16 protein-coding genes are annotated in these 15,480 nt (G+C 45.7%); 8 read left to right on the top strand and 8 right to left on the bottom strand.

What is annotated here, in order from left to right:
• Window positions 1-57 precede the first annotated feature (57 nt).
• On the top strand, window positions 58-1,551 hold the full coding sequence (putP, locus tag P253_RS00595; protein WP_016659877.1) for a sodium/proline symporter PutP: 1,494 nt from the start codon (window positions 58-60) through the stop codon (window positions 1,549-1,551).
• A gap of 205 nt (window positions 1,552-1,756) precedes the next feature.
• On the opposite strand, the gene bfmS is transcribed toward putP, so the two are convergent.
• Complete coding sequence (bfmS, locus tag P253_RS00590) at window positions 1,757-3,412, bottom strand: sensor histidine kinase BfmS (protein WP_016659876.1); 1,656 nt, start codon at window positions 3,410-3,412, stop codon at window positions 1,757-1,759.
• A 33-nt stretch (window positions 3,413-3,445) separates the two neighbouring features.
• Entirely contained in the window at window positions 3,446-4,162 is a 717-nt protein-coding gene (gene bfmR / locus P253_RS00585; protein WP_005176018.1) for a response regulator transcription factor BfmR, read from the bottom strand.
• Window positions 4,163-4,757: 595 nt separating this feature from the next.
• On the opposite strand from bfmR, the gene P253_RS00580 reads away from it, so the two are divergent.
• The 5 genes from P253_RS00580 (at window position 4,758) to P253_RS00570 (ending at window position 10,145) form a co-directional block, all read left to right on the top strand.
• Window positions 4,758-7,592, top strand: a complete 2,835-nt coding sequence (locus P253_RS00580; RefSeq protein ID WP_016659875.1) for a ribonucleoside-diphosphate reductase subunit alpha — start codon at window positions 4,758-4,760, stop codon at window positions 7,590-7,592.
• A 273-nt stretch (window positions 7,593-7,865) separates the two neighbouring features.
• On the top strand, window positions 7,866-7,994 hold the full coding sequence (locus P253_RS16035) for a hypothetical protein (protein ID WP_255209521.1): 129 nt from the start codon (window positions 7,866-7,868) through the stop codon (window positions 7,992-7,994).
• Window positions 7,995-8,053: 59 nt separating this feature from the next.
• Window positions 8,054-8,185, top strand: coding sequence for a hypothetical protein (locus P253_RS16100; protein ID WP_016659874.1), 132 nt, complete (start codon window positions 8,054-8,056; stop codon window positions 8,183-8,185).
• A gap of 329 nt (window positions 8,186-8,514) precedes the next feature.
• Window positions 8,515-8,751 carry a hypothetical protein gene (locus P253_RS00575; RefSeq protein ID WP_016659873.1) on the top strand — a complete coding sequence of 79 codons (237 nt, stop codon included), beginning with the start codon at window positions 8,515-8,517 and terminating at the stop codon, window positions 8,749-8,751.
• 110 nt (window positions 8,752-8,861) lie between these two features.
• Window positions 8,862-10,145 (top strand): ribonucleotide-diphosphate reductase subunit beta, encoded by a 1,284-nt coding sequence (locus P253_RS00570; RefSeq protein ID WP_005175999.1) that lies wholly within the window; start codon window positions 8,862-8,864, stop codon window positions 10,143-10,145.
• Between the two features lie 148 nt (window positions 10,146-10,293).
• Here the strand turns inward: P253_RS00570 and lysM are convergent, their stop codons facing one another.
• The 6 genes from lysM to P253_RS00540 form a co-directional block, all read right to left on the bottom strand.
• Complete coding sequence (gene lysM, locus P253_RS00565) at window positions 10,294-10,770, bottom strand: peptidoglycan-binding protein LysM (RefSeq protein WP_005175989.1); 477 nt, start codon at window positions 10,768-10,770, stop codon at window positions 10,294-10,296.
• 197 nt (window positions 10,771-10,967) lie between these two features.
• A complete protein-coding gene (gene acpP / locus P253_RS00560; protein WP_001279871.1) occupies window positions 10,968-11,204 on the bottom strand; it encodes an acyl carrier protein in 237 nt (78 codons plus the stop codon).
• Between the two features lie 83 nt (window positions 11,205-11,287).
• On the bottom strand, window positions 11,288-12,022 hold the full coding sequence (fabG, locus tag P253_RS00555; RefSeq protein WP_016659872.1) for a 3-oxoacyl-ACP reductase FabG: 735 nt from the start codon (window positions 12,020-12,022) through the stop codon (window positions 11,288-11,290).
• Window positions 12,019-12,996, bottom strand: coding sequence for an ACP S-malonyltransferase (fabD, locus tag P253_RS00550; protein WP_016659871.1), 978 nt, complete (start codon window positions 12,994-12,996; stop codon window positions 12,019-12,021). Before fabD ends, fabG begins: the two co-directional genes overlap by 4 nt.
• Before the next feature lie 192 nt (window positions 12,997-13,188).
• Window positions 13,189-13,374: a 50S ribosomal protein L32 gene (gene rpmF / locus P253_RS00545; protein ID WP_005175977.1), complete on the bottom strand. Its 186-nt coding sequence runs from the start codon at window positions 13,372-13,374 to the stop codon at window positions 13,189-13,191.
• A gap of 76 nt (window positions 13,375-13,450) precedes the next feature.
• On the bottom strand, window positions 13,451-14,008 hold the full coding sequence (locus P253_RS00540) for a YceD family protein (RefSeq protein WP_005175975.1): 558 nt from the start codon (window positions 14,006-14,008) through the stop codon (window positions 13,451-13,453).
• A gap of 97 nt (window positions 14,009-14,105) precedes the next feature.
• Here P253_RS00540 and P253_RS00535 point away from each other — a divergent pair, with 97 nt between their 5' ends.
• Window positions 14,106-14,768 carry an elongation factor P hydroxylase gene (locus tag P253_RS00535; RefSeq protein WP_016659870.1) on the top strand — a complete coding sequence of 221 codons (663 nt, stop codon included), beginning with the start codon at window positions 14,106-14,108 and terminating at the stop codon, window positions 14,766-14,768.
• A gap of 84 nt (window positions 14,769-14,852) precedes the next feature.
• Window positions 14,853-15,470: an L-threonylcarbamoyladenylate synthase gene (locus P253_RS00530; RefSeq protein ID WP_016659869.1), complete on the top strand. Its 618-nt coding sequence runs from the start codon at window positions 14,853-14,855 to the stop codon at window positions 15,468-15,470.
• The last annotated feature ends 10 nt before the right edge of the window (window positions 15,471-15,480 follow it).

The raw sequence follows: 15,480 nt of genomic DNA, 5'->3' as shown, positions 1-15,480 counted from the left end.
ATGGAACGCATTGAGGCCATAAGTCCTTTACTGTCCAACATACTATATGGATACCGTATGAGCTCCCTAAATCCGACCTTAATCACCTTTCTGTTTTATATTGTCGCCATGATCGCGATTGGTCTGATGGCCTATCGCGCAACCACCAACTTTTCAGACTATATTCTGGGTGGCCGCCGTTTAGGCAGCTTTGTCACGGCCCTGTCTGCTGGCGCATCGGATATGAGTGGCTGGTTATTGATGGGTTTACCGGGAGCAATTTACCTGTCCGGTTTATCTGAGGTGTGGATTGCCATTGGCCTGATTATTGGTGCCTGGCTGAACTGGTTACTGGTTGCGGGCCGCTTACGGGTACATACCGAAGTGCAGCACAATGCCCTGACCTTACCGGATTATTTCTCCAATCGTTTTAATGACCAGAAAAAAGTGCTGCGTATTGTATCGGCCTTTGTGATTCTGATTTTCTTTGCGATTTACTGTGCCTCTGGCATGGTGGCCGGTGCGCGCTTATTCGAAAGTATGTTTGAAATGTCGTATAGCACAGCCTTATGGATCAGTGCCATTGCCACCATCAGCTATGTTTTTATTGGCGGCTTCTTGGCGGTGTCCTGGACAGACACCATTCAGGCTGGCCTGATGATCTTTGCCTTAATCCTGACGCCTATTGTCACCCTGCTGACCTTTTCTGATTTATCTCAAGTGACGCTGGCACTGGAAGCTGCGCGTCCGCAAGCCATGAATCTGGTCGGTGATTTAAGTATTGTTGCGATTATCTCGTTACTGGCCTGGGGCCTGGGTTATTTCGGTCAGCCGCATATTCTGGTGCGCTTCATGGCGGCAGATTCAGTGAAGTCAATTCCAAATGCACGCCGTATTGGCATGACCTGGATGATCCTGTGTTTAGGCGGTGCGGTGGCGGCCGGTTTCTTTGGTATTGCCTACTTCCAGCAACATCCGGAACTGGCCGGGGTGGTGAATGCCAACCCTGAAACCGTGTTTATGGAACTGACCAAAATCCTGTTTAACCCGTGGGTGGCTGGTATTGTCTTGGCGGCAATTCTGGCTGCGGTGATGAGTACCCTAAGCTGTCAGCTGCTGGTCTGTTCAAGTACCCTAACTGAAGACTTCTATAAATCGTTCCTGCGTAAATCTGCCTCACAAAAAGAACTGGTCTGGGTTGGCCGTTTAATGGTGTTACTGATTGCCCTGCTGGCAATCTGGATGGCCGGTAACCCGGAATCGAAAGTTCTGGGCCTGGTGGCTTATGCCTGGGCTGGTTTTGGTGCCGCATTTGGTCCACTGATTATTTTGTCTTTATTCTGGAAACGCATGACTTTAAATGGTGCGCTGGCCGGCATGATCGTGGGTGCGGTGATGGTGATTCTCTGGAAAAATGTCTGGGGCGATACCGGTATCTATGAAATTATTCCGGGCTTTGTCTGCTCGTTCATTGCCATTATTGTGGTGAGCTTGCTGGGCAAAGCGCCAAGCAGCAGCATTACTGAGCGTTTTGATGAAGCAGACCGCTTGTACAAAGAACAGACTCAATAATTGCTCCATGCAAAAAAAATAGCCAGTGACATCACTGGCTATTTTTTTGCAACTCAATTGATCAATTCAAAGACTGGACAGAAAGAGAGTACGCGGACCATTTTAGATGGTAACGATGGCTGACAATCTCTGACCCAACTCTCCCACCAAAGAACAGCAACCGCCCCTTGCTTGCTGTTCTTTAGCTGAATCTTTGAAGCAGCGTTTAAGATTCCAGCCCTTCTTTATTGCCCTGCTTTTTACGCGACTTGCTAAAGCGCTGCGCCGGCCAGGACATAATAAAACGTGCACCGCCCAAAGTGGTGCTCTGATCCACCTCAATCTTGCCGCCAAACCAGTAGGCAATCCGGCTGACAATCGACAGGCCCAGACCATACCCCCCAGAGGCACGGGTACGGCTATCATCTAAACGGGCAAAGGCTTCAAATACGCGGCTCCGGTCTTCTTCTGGAATGCCCGGCCCATCATCTTCCACACAGACATAAGCCACGCCTTGTGCAGTCACGCCACCGCTGACCAGTACCTTGTGGTCACAATAACGCACCGCATTCCCGACCAAGTTCTGCACCACGCGGTGTAAATAACGGCGCTCGGCATCGACTTCCAGACTGGTCGACATGGTTTGCAGCTGAATGTCCTTACCGGTTTTCAGTGCGTCGGTTTCATTAACCACCTGATCCAGCACCTCAAACAGCACCACTTTTTTAATTTCTAACGATGGCATGCCCTGCTCCAGTTTGGCATAGGTCATGATCTCGTCAATCAGGGTATTCAGTGCTTCAATGTCTTTATCAATCATGTCCAGCTGCTGAATCCGGTATTCATAATCATCTTCTTCAGCCAACATTTCCATCCCAAAACGAATCCGCGCTACCGGGGTACGCAGTTCATGCGATACCGCGCGCATCAGCTCGCGCTGGGCTTCAATCAGACGCTGGATATGATCGGACATGCTGTTATAGCTGGAGGCCAGACTGGCCATTTCATCTGAACCGTCAATGGGTAAACGCAGGTTTAAATCGCCGGTTTTCATGCGGTTCAAGGCAAAATTTACTTCACGGATTTTGCGCTGCATCGGCAGAATCAGGCCATAAATGCCCAGACTCAGAATAAACAGACTCAGCAAGGTAATCCCGGCCGCCAGCTGGAATGGCATCCAGTTAAACAGCGGAACCGGACCAAGTACCAGCACCTCGGACGGCGAATTCGGCATTGGCGAAATAATGGAGATGGTGGTGCCACGTACGCTGGCATTATCCCGATACAGGATAATGCTGTGGTCCAGCCTTAAACGGCCAATTTGCTCGGAGTCGAGCGGTAAATCGGCAATGTTCTGAATGTCGATAGGATAAGAAAACTGATCCTGGATACGGGCCAGATATTCTTTTTCCTGTCCCGGGAAATAGACCAGATAATCCAGAATAAAGATCGGCAGTGCCTTCATTTGCCGTTCGGTAATTTCATCGGCCTTGATATACAGATAATGTTCCGGGTCATTTCTCAGGCCCATAATAATATAGGCTGTGGTCGTTTCTGCATCGTAACGTACCGCAGCCCTGCGCTCTTTGATCCGTTTCAGTTCGGCCCGTGACAGCTCGACCTTATCGGCAGCAATATAATAGATGGGCAGTTCCAGCAAATCCGAGGCATCTGAAATCCAGTCCTGCTTTTGCTGCTCATTGGGTTGTCGCGCCACCCCTTCACTAATGATATAGGCCATACCATCGGTCAGGGATTCACGATATTCTTGCGCGCGCTGATAGTTAATGATCTGAACCAGCAAATAGCCTAACACGGCCACCAATGCCACCAGAATTACCAATCCTGCATAAATCCGCAAGAATATGCTGTGTTTGAACACGAAAAACAGTCCTATCTCAGATACGCGCGACGATTATATACCATTCGTTTCTTTGACAAATAAGTATCCTTTGCTGCGTACAGTTTTAATACGCTTTGGATTTTCCGGGTCATCGCCAATTTTTGGACGGATGCGCGAAATACGCACGTCAATTGAACGGTCCTGACCGTCATATTCAATACCGCGCAGGCGCTCGAAAATATCTTCACGCGACAGGATACGGCCAGCATTCGAAGCCAGTAACCAGAGCAGGTCATATTCTGCGCTGGTGAAATCGACCAGTTCACCATTCAAGGTTACCGAGCGGCCACCATTGTCGATGACCAGGTCATCAAATTCGATACGCTGTGCCACTTCATCTTCAGGGGCTTTGTCAGTACGGCGCAGCAAGGCACGAATACGCGCCAGCAGAACACGTGGCTGAACCGGCTTGGCGACATAGTCATCTGCACCCATTTCCAGACCCAGAACCTGGTCCATATCTTCGGTACGTGCAGTGAGCATCAGAATCGGTTGATGATAATGTGGACGAACCTCGCGGCAAATGGTCAAACCGTCTGCACCCGGCAGCATTACATCCAGCACCACTAAATCTGGCTGCTCCGCGATAATACGGCGGATGGCACGGTTCCCATCTGGCTCAACACCCACTTCCAGTCCGTTACGGATCAGGTATTCCTGAGTTAAACGTGCCAGACGCTCATCATCTTCAACAATTAAAATTTTTGGTAACTTTTCTTCTTGGCTCATGAACTGCCCCTTTATTTGATTAAACGTATTCTATCCTTTTAAAATCCGGTAGATACGTCGAAATATATTCTGCAATATACACACGTTTACATTGTAAACAAGATGCTATTCACTAAACTGATACATCAAAGTAGCTTTTTGTTATATTTTTATTAATTATTGAATTCCTTATACTTTTCTCTTTTTAACTGAATTCCATGAATTCAACAACATAAATCTTTTTAAAATGTACAATTTTTTTGCAGCTTTTGGCCATTGATCAGAATGTGACTGACTGTTCAAAGAGATTTTTAGTTATCCACACGTTTATCTATAAGCAGATTATGCCGGCTTTGTTATGCTATGCCCTTGTCCGATAAGGCTTATAGCCGAATGGACAAATCGGGGATTTTTTTGCAAAAGATTTTATCCAAAAAACGCCAAAAATTTTAAAGAAAAGTCAATATTGATCTACCCTAAAATTTCCCGTATCTTGTGTTCAATTCAATTTTAAACCACTAAGTCTTGTGTTTATTCCTCAAACACTGTGGCCTATTTTTTGCCCGGTTCAATGGTCTATAAACATAACAATAGATGACAATGGAGCTATGCTGACATGAGCGTAATCACATCCACACCCGGTCAACTTCAGGTGATTAAACGCACCGGTGAAGTGGCCCCTTTCGATGCAGAAAAAATCTCTGTAGCGATTGGTAAAGCTTTCCTGGCGGTTGAAGGTCAGCAAAGCGCCGATTCCAGCCGTATTCATGACCGTATCGAACAACTGACTGAAATGGTTCTGAACACGTTTAAGCGTCGTTTACCATCAGGCGGCACCATTCACATTGAAGAAATTCAGGACCAGGTTGAGCTTGCGCTTATGCGTACAGGCGAACAGAAAGTTGCTCGTGCTTATGTCATCTATCGCGAACAACGTTCTGAAGCACGTAAGCAGATGGGTGCCAACCATCACCCGACCTTACAGATCACTGACAGCCAGGGCCAGTTAAAGCCACTGGATTTAAGTGCATTGACAGCAACCGTCACCACTGCAGCTGAAGGTCTTGAAGGCATTGATGTTCAGGCCATTGTCGATGAAACCGTGAAAAACCTGTACAACGGCGTAAAAGAGTCAGACATCTCAACCACCATGATGATGGCGACGCGTACCCGTATTGAACAGGAACCAAACTATACTTACGTTACTGCGCGCCTGCTGTGTAATGACTTAGTGGCAACAGGCCTGGAGTTCCTGGGTCTACCAGTAGAAACCCCTGAAGGCGAAGCTCTGGAAACCTTCCTGAAAAAAGGTATCGAGCTGGAGCTGCTGTCAGAAGACCTGCTGAACTTTGATCTGGCAAAACTGGCCGCTGCCATTCAGCCAGAACGTTCTAACCAGTTTACGTATCTTGGTTTACAGACGTTATTCGACCGTTACTTCATCCATAAAGATGGTATCCGTTTCGAATTGCCACAGTTATTCTTCATGCGCGTTTCTATGGGTCTGGCGCTGAACGAAGACAACAAAGAAGAACGTGCAATTGAGTTCTATAACTTGTTGTCGAGCTTCGACTACATGGCTTCTACGCCTACCCTGTTTAACTCAGGTACGCTACGTCCGCAGTTATCTAGCTGTTACCTCACCACCATTGGTGATGACCTGTACGATATTTATGGCGCAATGCGTGATAACGCAATGCTGTCTAAATGGGCAGGCGGTTTAGGTAATGACTGGACTCCAGTTCGTGCCCTGAACTCTTACATCAAAGGGACCAACGGTAAATCACAAGGTGTGGTACCGTTTCTGAAAGTCGCAAACGATACTGCGGTTGCGGTGAACCAGGGTGGTAAGCGTAAAGGTGCGGTCTGTGCCTATCTTGAAACCTGGCACTTAGACATCGAAGAATTCCTGGAACTGCGTAAGAACACCGGTGATGACCGTCGTCGTACCCATGACATGAACACAGCGAACTGGGTTCCTGACTTATTCATGCAACGTGTGTTTGAAGATGCAGAATGGACCCTGTTCACGCCATCTGAAACACCAGACCTGCATGATCTGACTGGCCAGGCCTTCACTGAGCGCTATACGCATTACGAAGCGGTGGCGAAAGAACAGAACCTGCTGCATAAGAAAGTACGTGCCAAAGACTTATGGCGCAAAATGCTGTCGATGCTGTTCGAAACCGGCCACCCGTGGATTACATTCAAAGACGTATGTAACCTGCGTTCACCACAACAACACGTGGGCGTGGTGCACTCATCCAACCTGTGTACAGAAATTACCCTGAACACCAGCAAAGATGAAATCGCGGTCTGTAACCTGGGTTCAATTAACCTGGTACAGCACGTTCAAGGTGGCAAGCTGGATCATGAAAAACTGGCACGTACCATCAAAACTGCGGTACGTATGCTCGACAACGTGATTGACATCAACTACTACGCGGTACCACAGGCGAAAAACTCGAACCTGCGTCACCGTCCGGTAGGTATGGGTATCATGGGCTTCCAGGATGCACTGTACGAAATGGGTATTGCCTACGGTTCTGATGCAGCAGTTGATTTTGCTGATGAATCAATGGAAGTGATTTCTTACTACGCAATTCAAACCTCAAGTGATCTGGCGGTTGAACGTGGCACCTATGAAACCTTCAAAGGTTCATTATGGGATCAGGGTATTTTACCAATCGACTCTTTAGAGCTGGTAGCGAAAACCCGTCCTGAGCGCATGTTTGAAGTTGATCGTACCCAACGTCTGGACTGGGACACTTTACGTGCCAAAGTTCAAAAAGACGGTATGCGTAACTCGAACGTGATGGCCATTGCACCAACAGCAACTATTTCTAACATCTGTGGCGTGTCTCAATCGATTGAGCCAACCTTCCAGAACCTGTATGTGAAATCAAATCTGTCTGGTGAGTTCACTGTGATCAACCCTTACCTGGTACGTGCATTGAAAGAACGCGGCCTATGGGATGCGGTAATGGTCAACGACCTGAAACACTTCGAAGGTTCAGTACAAAAGATTTCGCGTATTCCTGAAGAGCTGAAAGCCATCTTCGCGACTGCGTTTGAAGTTGAGCCGCGCTGGATTGTGGATGCTGCATCTCGTCGTCAGAAATGGATTGATCAGGCACAGTCACTGAACCTTTACATCTCTGGTGCAAATGGTAAAAAACTGGACATCACTTATAAGATGGCTTGGTTACGTGGTCTGAAAACGACGTATTATCTACGTGCTTTAGGTGCAACATCGGCTGAGAAATCAACCATTAACACGGGCGCACTGAATGCAGTTAAGCCTGCAACCGTTGCGGCTCCTGTAGTTGCAGCGCCAGTGGTTGAAGAGAAAAAACCTGAAGCGCCTGTAGAGGAAGAAGGTTTCACTCAAGCAGCGCCAGTGCCACAAGCATGTTCAATTGATAATCCTGATTGTGAGGCTTGTCAGTAATCTGACGGGTTTCTAATCCACCCCGACCTTCCTTTAATAAAGGAGGGGGAAAGTCCCCCTTTTATAAAGGGGGATTTAGGGGGATTACGAAATTTAGGCAATAAAAAAGCCCTCTAGCGTCGACCAAAACTAACTAGAAGGCTTTCAATCTCGAAGTGATACCAAGATGGTCACAACGAGGCTGGCATATGAGAATGCGTGAGCGATTCTATCATTGAATTAGTTTATGAGCCAGTAAGAGTCATCTTGATTTTGTATCAAGGAGTACTGAGCATGGCTAATAATCAAAAAGCAGCTCGAAGTGCTATCACTGGTCAATACGTTACTTTGGAATATGCTAAAAAGCACCCAAAGACCACGATTGTTGAAACAGTGAAGCCAGCAAAATCATCTAAAAAATGATTTAAACGTGAATCCTAGTTTCGGCTAGGATTCACAAACTAAAAGTAAAAGGAAAACCTATGCCCCATATGACTCACAATTACATGTTAGGACTTGTGGCATTGATCCTTTCCTTTGCCGTTACCTTTTACGCACCGCTTGCTTATTTCTGGTTTAAATTTCGCCAGCAACAGCGTAAACAAAATAAGTAGTTTTATTTAGACGAATTACTTCTTTTGATTATGTACTAATACAAAATCAAATCTAGATTGAAGATTACGAAAGATAAAGAGTAATTGGAGATTTAGAAGGGATTTGAGAAAAATGTTGGGGATATTGGCGTATCCCCTCCATCAATCTCAGATAACCGAGAACACGGTTGGCTGAAAACTTTCCACTACGAAAGTAACGAAATCTTCGTTTACTTTGAGTTTTGAGTCAACTGTTAATTCTCATTTTTAATCTAAAACATTGTTTTTAGGAGTTTTAAAAATGAAAGCTAATTTTCAATTGTTTTTCACTCAAGTAGCAGGAGATTTTTATGCATTACATGTGCTTAAGTTACGATCTACACAATAAACCAAGTTCAAACTATTCCAAGATTTATCAAGCTCTTGGAAAGTATGAGCATGAAAGATTACAGAAGTCTATGTGGTTGTTGAATACAGCTAAAACGACTGATGAAATCATGAATGATTTTAGGCATTGTGTTGATTTGAATGACCATCTTATTGTCTTTCCGATTGACCAAAATTTGTTAAACATTTTAAAGGAATAGGAACCCCCCACCATTTAATATTCATATTAAATGGTTTTGAAATAGAGACAGGAATATAATCTAGTCTCTATTTCAAATGGGGTTCACCTTTTATACTTAAGGAGAATCCCATGTCTATCCTAAGTTGGGACGATTTCGAAGATGATTCGCAAAAACCGGCTGCTCCTGAACACCAGCCTACGCCCGTCGAACCGCAAAAAGCGGCTAATCCGCAAGTGGTACCTGCTGCAGAGCAACCACAGACGCATGTGGCAGCTGCACAACCCGCTGCAACCCCTCGAAGCGGATCAGCAAATTCAACCGATTCGCTGGCAAGAGCATCTGCTTCCCTAGAACAGCTTGACGTGGCGCCTGGCCTGGAAGAGCTGGAAATGGGTGCAGGACGCGTACAGGTTGATGACAAACGTATGATCAACTGCCGCGCTGACTTAAACCAGCTGGTGCCGTTCAAATACGAATGGGCTTGGCAAAAATATCTGGATGGTTGTGCCAACCACTGGATGCCACAAGAAATCAACATGAACCACGACATCGCGTTGTGGAAGTCTGAAAATGGCTTGACTGAAGATGAACGTACCATCGTGATGCGCTCACTGGGCTTCTTCTCGACTGCTGACTCACTGGTGGCCAATAACCTGGTTCTGGCGATCTACCGTCACATCACTAACCCGGAATGCCGTCAGTACATCTTGCGTCAATCGTTTGAAGAAGCGATTCACACGCATGCTTATCAGTACTGTATCGAATCTTTAGGCATGGATGAAGGCGAAGTCTTCAACATGTACCGTGAAGTACCATCAGTCGCACGTAAAGCAGCTTGGGGCCTGAAATACACCCAATCTTTAAGCGACCCGACTTTCAAAACCGGTACCCCTGAAAACGACCAGATTTTGCTGCGTAACCTGATTGCATTCTACTGCGTACTTGAAGGCATCTTCTTCTACTGCGGTTTCACGCAAATCCTGTCAATGGGCCGTCGTAACAAGATGAATGGTGTGGCGGAACAGTTCCAGTACATCCTGCGTGATGAATCAATGCACTTGAACTTCGGTATCGACATGATCAACCAGATCAAGATCGAGAACCCGCACCTGTGGACCGCCGAGTTCCAGCAAGAAGTGATTCAAATGATTCTTGAAGGCACCATGCTTGAGATTGAATATGCGCGTGACACCATGCCACGTGGCGTATTGGGCATGAACGCCGGCATGATGGAAGAATACCTGAAGTTCATCTGTAACCGCCGTTTAAGCCAGTTGGGCTTACCTGAGCAGTTTAGCGGTGTGACCAACCCGTTTGCCTGGATGTCTGAGATGATGGATCTGCGTAAAGAGAAGAATTTCTTCGAGACGCGTGTAACGGATTATCAGACGGGCGGTGCGTTGAGCTGGTAAAAGTTTATGATTAAACCCTCCGAAGAGGGTTTAATTTTTTCAGCACTATAAATAAGCTGAATTCATCTGCGAATAAAAAATATAAATTCGCACCCTCTTGAATACAAAAAAGACGCGATACGCGTCTTTTTATAAAAATTCTGAATCTTTAAGCCGGAATACGTAACACCTGTCCAGGGAAAATATCATCCGCATCTTTTAACAAAGGACGGTTGGCTTCAAAGATTTTATTATACTGATTAGCATCACCATAAAATTCTTTTGAGATTTTAGACAGGGTATCGCCTGATTTAACTGTATAGAATTTACTTTCTGGTTCTGGCGTTGCCACAGTCATCTGATCATCCACTTGCGCGACATGATCAATATTTCCCACCGCTAGTACAATTTTCTCACGATCGGCCTGGCTTTGTACCTGCCCTTTAATCGTGGCTAAATCGGTCTTGCCATTGTAGTTCACAGAAAGGCCCGTAATTGGTAAGCCTAAAGATTTAATATGTCCCAATAATTTATTGGCCATTTCCTGTGCAGACGGTTCTGCTGGCGCCGCCGGTGCTGCCGGTTGTTGCTCTGCCGGGGCAGTGTTTTTCTTACCAATACCTTTTACAAAATCAAAAAGTCCCATTGTTATTCTCCAGCTTTTATTTGATGTAATTGATTTTTATCAATCATTTGGAATTGCGTGCTTTCTTTTTATAACGAAAAAATACACAGGAGAGCGTTGCGCTTGGTTAGATAAAAGTAAGCTTATGTAATTTCGGCCGGCCATAAAAAAACCACCCAAAAGGGTGGCTTTTCTTAGCATCTGCTAAAAATCTTTAATTAACCAAGTTTTTTAGTCACATAGTCAATTGCAGATTGAACAGTTGTAATTTCGTTTGAATCTTCATCAGGAATTGTGATGTCGAAATCATTTTCGAAAGACATTACAAGTTCAACCAGGTCCAGAGAGTCTGCTCCTAAGTCATCCATGAAAGATGCTTCGTTTTTAATCTCTTCAGCTTTAAGACCAAGTTGTTCAGCAACCGCTTGTTTAACGCGTTGTTCGATATCGCTCACAGGAATTCTCCTCATTGCTTGTGGCGTTTTTAATGCCGTTAGTTTAATTGAATCTATAAGTTTTTGAAAGTTTATACATGAGCTTAATTCATGTATAAACCACCATTTACATGTAACACTGTACCAGTGATGTAACTTGCTTTGTCAGAAGCCAAGAAACTCACTGCATTGGCGATATCTTGTGGATCACCTAAACGGTTTAATGCCACTTGCTCACTCATTTTTTTGCGAATTTCTTCACTTAACTGTTCGGTCATTTCTGTTGCAATAAAACCGGGTGCAACAGAGTTAACCGTAATTTGACGGCTGCCCATTTCCTTGGCCAGGCTGCGGCTAAATGCCTCAATCCCTGCTTTGGCCGCAGAGTAGTTGGCCTGTCCCGGATTGGCAAAGTGTGCCACCACTGAACTAATATTAATAATGCGACCGAAACGCGCTTTGGTCATGCCTTTCAGTACACGTTTAGACAAACGGTAAACGGCTTTCAGATGGATGTTGAGGATATCATCCCAGTCATCTTCAGACATACGCAGTAACAAATTATCTTTGGTAATACCAGCGTTGTTCACCAAGACCAGTACCGGACCATAGTTTTGTTCGATGTCCGAAATGAGCGCATCAATTGCCTCGCCATTACGAACATCCAGGACTTTACCCGCACCCTGTTCACCAAAGCCTTTGCTTAGTTTTTCTGCACCTGCTTCAGAAGTTGCTGTCCCAACCACAAAATAACCGTCTTGAATAAGCTGCTGAGCGATGGCTGCACCAATCCCTCGGCTTGCACCTGTCACCAATGCGACTTTGCGTTCTTGTGTCATGCAATTTTCCCTTCAGCCACTAAAATGGCATTTAAGGCATCCTCCAGACGACTGTTACTGTCAATCGGGAATGCTTTTTCTATGTGAGGTAAGCGTTTTGCAAGGTTCGCCAATACGTTTCCTGGACCACATTCAACAATGTACTGAATGCCCTGGTCTTGCAGGTACTGCATGGTGTTTGTCCATTGCACAGACTGATACAATTGAGCAGTCAAAGCCTGACGCAATTGAGCAACATCAGTTGCTACAGCTGCGCCCACATTTTGTATTACAGGAATGCTTGGTAGCTCAATGGCAGTTTGTTCCAAAGCTTGTGCGAACTGTTCTGCAGCCGGTTTCATCAGTGAACAGTGCGATGGCACTGACACCGGAAGCGCAATAGCTTTGGCTGAATTTTCTTTGGCGAGTGCGATGACTGCATCTACCGCTGCTTTATCGCCAGCAACTACCACCTGACCTTGGGCATTGTAGTTGGCTGCTTCAACTGAACCGGTGCCTTGTGCGGTAGCTTGCGCACACAGTTCAATCACTTTGGCATCTTCCAGACCCAAAATGGCCGCCATAGCGCCCTGGCCTTGTGGCACAGCTGACTGCATGAGTTTGCCACGTAAATTCACCAGCTTCACGGCATCACCCAGTGATAACGCACCCGCCGCCACCAGCGCGCTGTATTCGCCCAGAGAGTGGCCTGCCAGATATTTGGGTGCTACACCACCCAGCTCCAGCCAGACACGCCACAATGCAATACTGGCGGTCAATAAAACCGGCTGGGTAAATTCTGTTTGATCTAAACCCTCACCACTTTGCGCAATGTGCCATAAATCAAAACTGATTGCGGCCGATGCTTCCGCAAAAGTTTCACGCACACCAGCAAACTGTTCTGCAAGTTCTGCCAGCATGCCGACTTTTTGTGAACCTTGTCCAGGAAACACAAATGCAGTTTTTGTCGCTTGCTCGAATCGTGTAGCAGACATATAAAAATCCTTTCGTGTAGAGCTGTTTTAAACAGGGTACGCCCCTTCAACAGTTCTTTTTTATGTAAGCTGATCGTTGGTGCGAAAATTTAACACTATTTTTCGGGTGAAGTAATTGCGAAAAACAACAAAAAAAGGGAGCTTACGCTCCCATTTTTTCCACTAAGCTTGACGCTTAATGCTTGTCAACAATTATTCAGCATCAGCTGCTTTAGCGAATAATTGACGACCACGGTAGATACCATCTTTAGATACGTGGTGACGACGATGAGTTTCACCAGTAGCTTGGTCTACAGTTAATGCATTCTCGGTTAAAGCGTCATGTGAACGGCGCATGTCACGGCGAGAGCGACTTTTACGGTTTTGCTGAACGGCCATGATGGCTCCTTACAAAGATCGAAAAAATGGATCAGAACAAATTCAGTTGTCTTAACGCAAAATTATAACATAATTTTTAGTTAAGTTTACCCTTCAAACTTGCCAAAACATCAAACGGATTATCCCGTTTTTCTTCGACATCGTTCTGAACGGCAGGTTGATGCTTGTGTTCGCAAGCGTCATGCTTAGGCGACAAAGGCAGCAACAATAACAGTTCATCTTCTATAAGTGCGAGTAAATCAGCCGTCGCCGGTGAATCATAATCACCTTTGCTGGTTGCTTCACTTTCACCCAGAACAATGAAATCAGCATCCTCATCCAAGCGCTCTATCAGTGACTCATCATCTACAAGCGCTAAATGGAAGTCTAAAACAAGGTCAATTTCCACAGTATCCAGACAGCGCTGGCATTCCATTGGAACTTGTGTTTCAACGTGACCATCTAGCCATGCAATGCGATGATAGGCATCCATTGATAGCTTACAGTCTATGTTAATCAATTGATCATCAATTGATCCAACAGCTTCACGAGCAATACGAGCAAAGCGAGACAATGGCAGGGTACCTGACCATGTAAAGCCCTGTTCAGCCCATTTAAACGGCTCAATCTGTGCCGGAAAGGTATTTGCTGACATAATTAAGGCGGCAATTCTACAAATTCATCAGTACTCTGTCAAAGATTAAGATACAATTTTGTACTTATTTAGACAGACCAATTGGGTAAATTAAGTCATGCATCTGTTGCAGCCGCAAACAGAAGTGAATGTTTCATCACTCGTTAGCACACTTTCAACGCTCGATTCTGACATTTCACCTGACCAAGTGCAACTCTCGGACTGGTTGAAATTATCGACAGAATCAGAATACGTCGATTGGCTCATCTTACACTTTAATCACTGGTTTTCCCACCACAATGTCAACCTGGTGCGTGGTGATTTTGAACCGGAGTATTTTCCCGCCACCGCAGACACCCCTGCCCGCATCCAGTTTGCGCATGGTTTCTTTAACAGTGCCCTGCATGAAATCAGTCACTGGACCATTGCCGGTGAGGAACGCCGTAAACAGCCCGATTTAGGCTACTGGTATGCTCCGGATGGCCGCACAGCTGAGCAGCAGGCCCTGTTTGAGCAGGTCGAAATCAAGCCGCAAGCGATTGAATGGATGTTTGCCACTGCATTTGGACGCAAATTCCGGGTTTCTTTAGATAACCTGACCGGTGAAGGCGGCGATGGTGCCTGCTTTAAAGACAATGTTTATGCCCAGGTACAGCGTTATTTTCGTGGTGAAGCCAAACTGCCACGCGATGCCAAACGCTTTATTGACTGTATCTGTTTATGTACCCGGCATGGCAAAAGCTTACATAGCGATGAATTTGCAAGAGAAATGCTTGATTAAATTACATAAATCAACGCTCTGGATATACAGAGCTTTGTACAATGGTCTGAAAAGCGAATCATCATCAGATCAGGAGAAAAGAATATGCTGCATTTAAGAGTTCATCCTGAAAATCCTCAGCCCCGTTTAATTAGTCAGGCAGTAGAACGGATTCGTGCCGGCGATGTGGTGGTCTATCCTACCGATGCAGCCTATGCGATTGGCTGCCAGATTGGGAATAAAGCAGCCATGGAACGGATTGCCCAAATTCGTGGTCTTGGCCCTAAACATCAATATGCAATTTTATGTTGTGACCTGTCCGATATTGCCACTTATGCCAAGGTCGATAATGCCATGTATCGCCTGCTAAAAAACAATACCCCGGCAGTAACCACTTTTATTTTACCGGCCACCAGTGAAGTGCCGCGCCGTCTGATGCACCCAAAAAAGAAAACCATTGGCCTGCGTATTCCGAGCAATCCGGTTTGCCAAATGTTACTGAAAGAGCTGGATGAACCGCTCTTGACCTCCACCCTGATTTTACCGGGGCAGGATGATCCGCTGGATGATCCTTATGATATTGAAATGCAGCTTGGTAAACGTATTGATGTATTTATTGATAGTGGCCTGGGGACTTTAACCACCACCAGTATTGTCGATTTATCTGGTGATCAGCCGGAAATTATCCGTCGTGGTATTGGTGATGTGAGTGCGTTTGAATAACAGCGCTCAG

The sequence above is a fragment of the Acinetobacter indicus CIP 110367 genome, assembly GCF_000488255.1.
Lineage (GTDB): Bacteria > Pseudomonadota > Gammaproteobacteria > Pseudomonadales > Moraxellaceae > Acinetobacter > Acinetobacter indicus.
Note: the sequence above shows the minus strand (reverse complement) of the source record. Positions and strands in the feature narration are given on the sequence as shown.

Bases quoted from the DNA above. Each gene is read 5' to 3' on its own strand.
- P253_RS16100 (WP_016659874.1), top strand. From the start codon at position 8,054: ATGCCCCATATGACTCACAATTACATGTTAGGACTTGTGGCATTGATC.
- fabG (WP_016659872.1), bottom strand. From the start codon at position 12,022: ATGACACAAGAACGCAAAGTCGCATTGGTGACAGGTGCAAGCCGAGGG.
- bfmR (WP_005176018.1), bottom strand. From the start codon at position 4,162: ATGAGCCAAGAAGAAAAGTTACCAAAAATTTTAATTGTTGAAGATGAT.
- P253_RS00575 (WP_016659873.1), top strand. From the start codon at position 8,515: ATGCATTACATGTGCTTAAGTTACGATCTACACAATAAACCAAGTTCA.
- fabD (WP_016659871.1), bottom strand. From the start codon at position 12,996: ATGTCTGCTACACGATTCGAGCAAGCGACAAAAACTGCATTTGTGTTT.
- P253_RS00580 (WP_016659875.1), top strand. From the start codon at position 4,758: ATGAGCGTAATCACATCCACACCCGGTCAACTTCAGGTGATTAAACGC.
- P253_RS00530 (WP_016659869.1), top strand. From the start codon at position 14,853: ATGCTGCATTTAAGAGTTCATCCTGAAAATCCTCAGCCCCGTTTAATT.
- putP (WP_016659877.1), top strand. From the start codon at position 58: ATGAGCTCCCTAAATCCGACCTTAATCACCTTTCTGTTTTATATTGTC.
- P253_RS00535 (WP_016659870.1), top strand. From the start codon at position 14,106: ATGCATCTGTTGCAGCCGCAAACAGAAGTGAATGTTTCATCACTCGTT.
- lysM (WP_005175989.1), bottom strand. From the start codon at position 10,770: ATGGGACTTTTTGATTTTGTAAAAGGTATTGGTAAGAAAAACACTGCC.
- rpmF (WP_005175977.1), bottom strand. From the start codon at position 13,374: ATGGCCGTTCAGCAAAACCGTAAAAGTCGCTCTCGCCGTGACATGCGC.
- P253_RS16035 (WP_255209521.1), top strand. From the start codon at position 7,866: ATGGCTAATAATCAAAAAGCAGCTCGAAGTGCTATCACTGGTCAATAC.
- P253_RS00570 (WP_005175999.1), top strand. From the start codon at position 8,862: ATGTCTATCCTAAGTTGGGACGATTTCGAAGATGATTCGCAAAAACCG.
- P253_RS00540 (WP_005175975.1), bottom strand. From the start codon at position 14,008: ATGTCAGCAAATACCTTTCCGGCACAGATTGAGCCGTTTAAATGGGCT.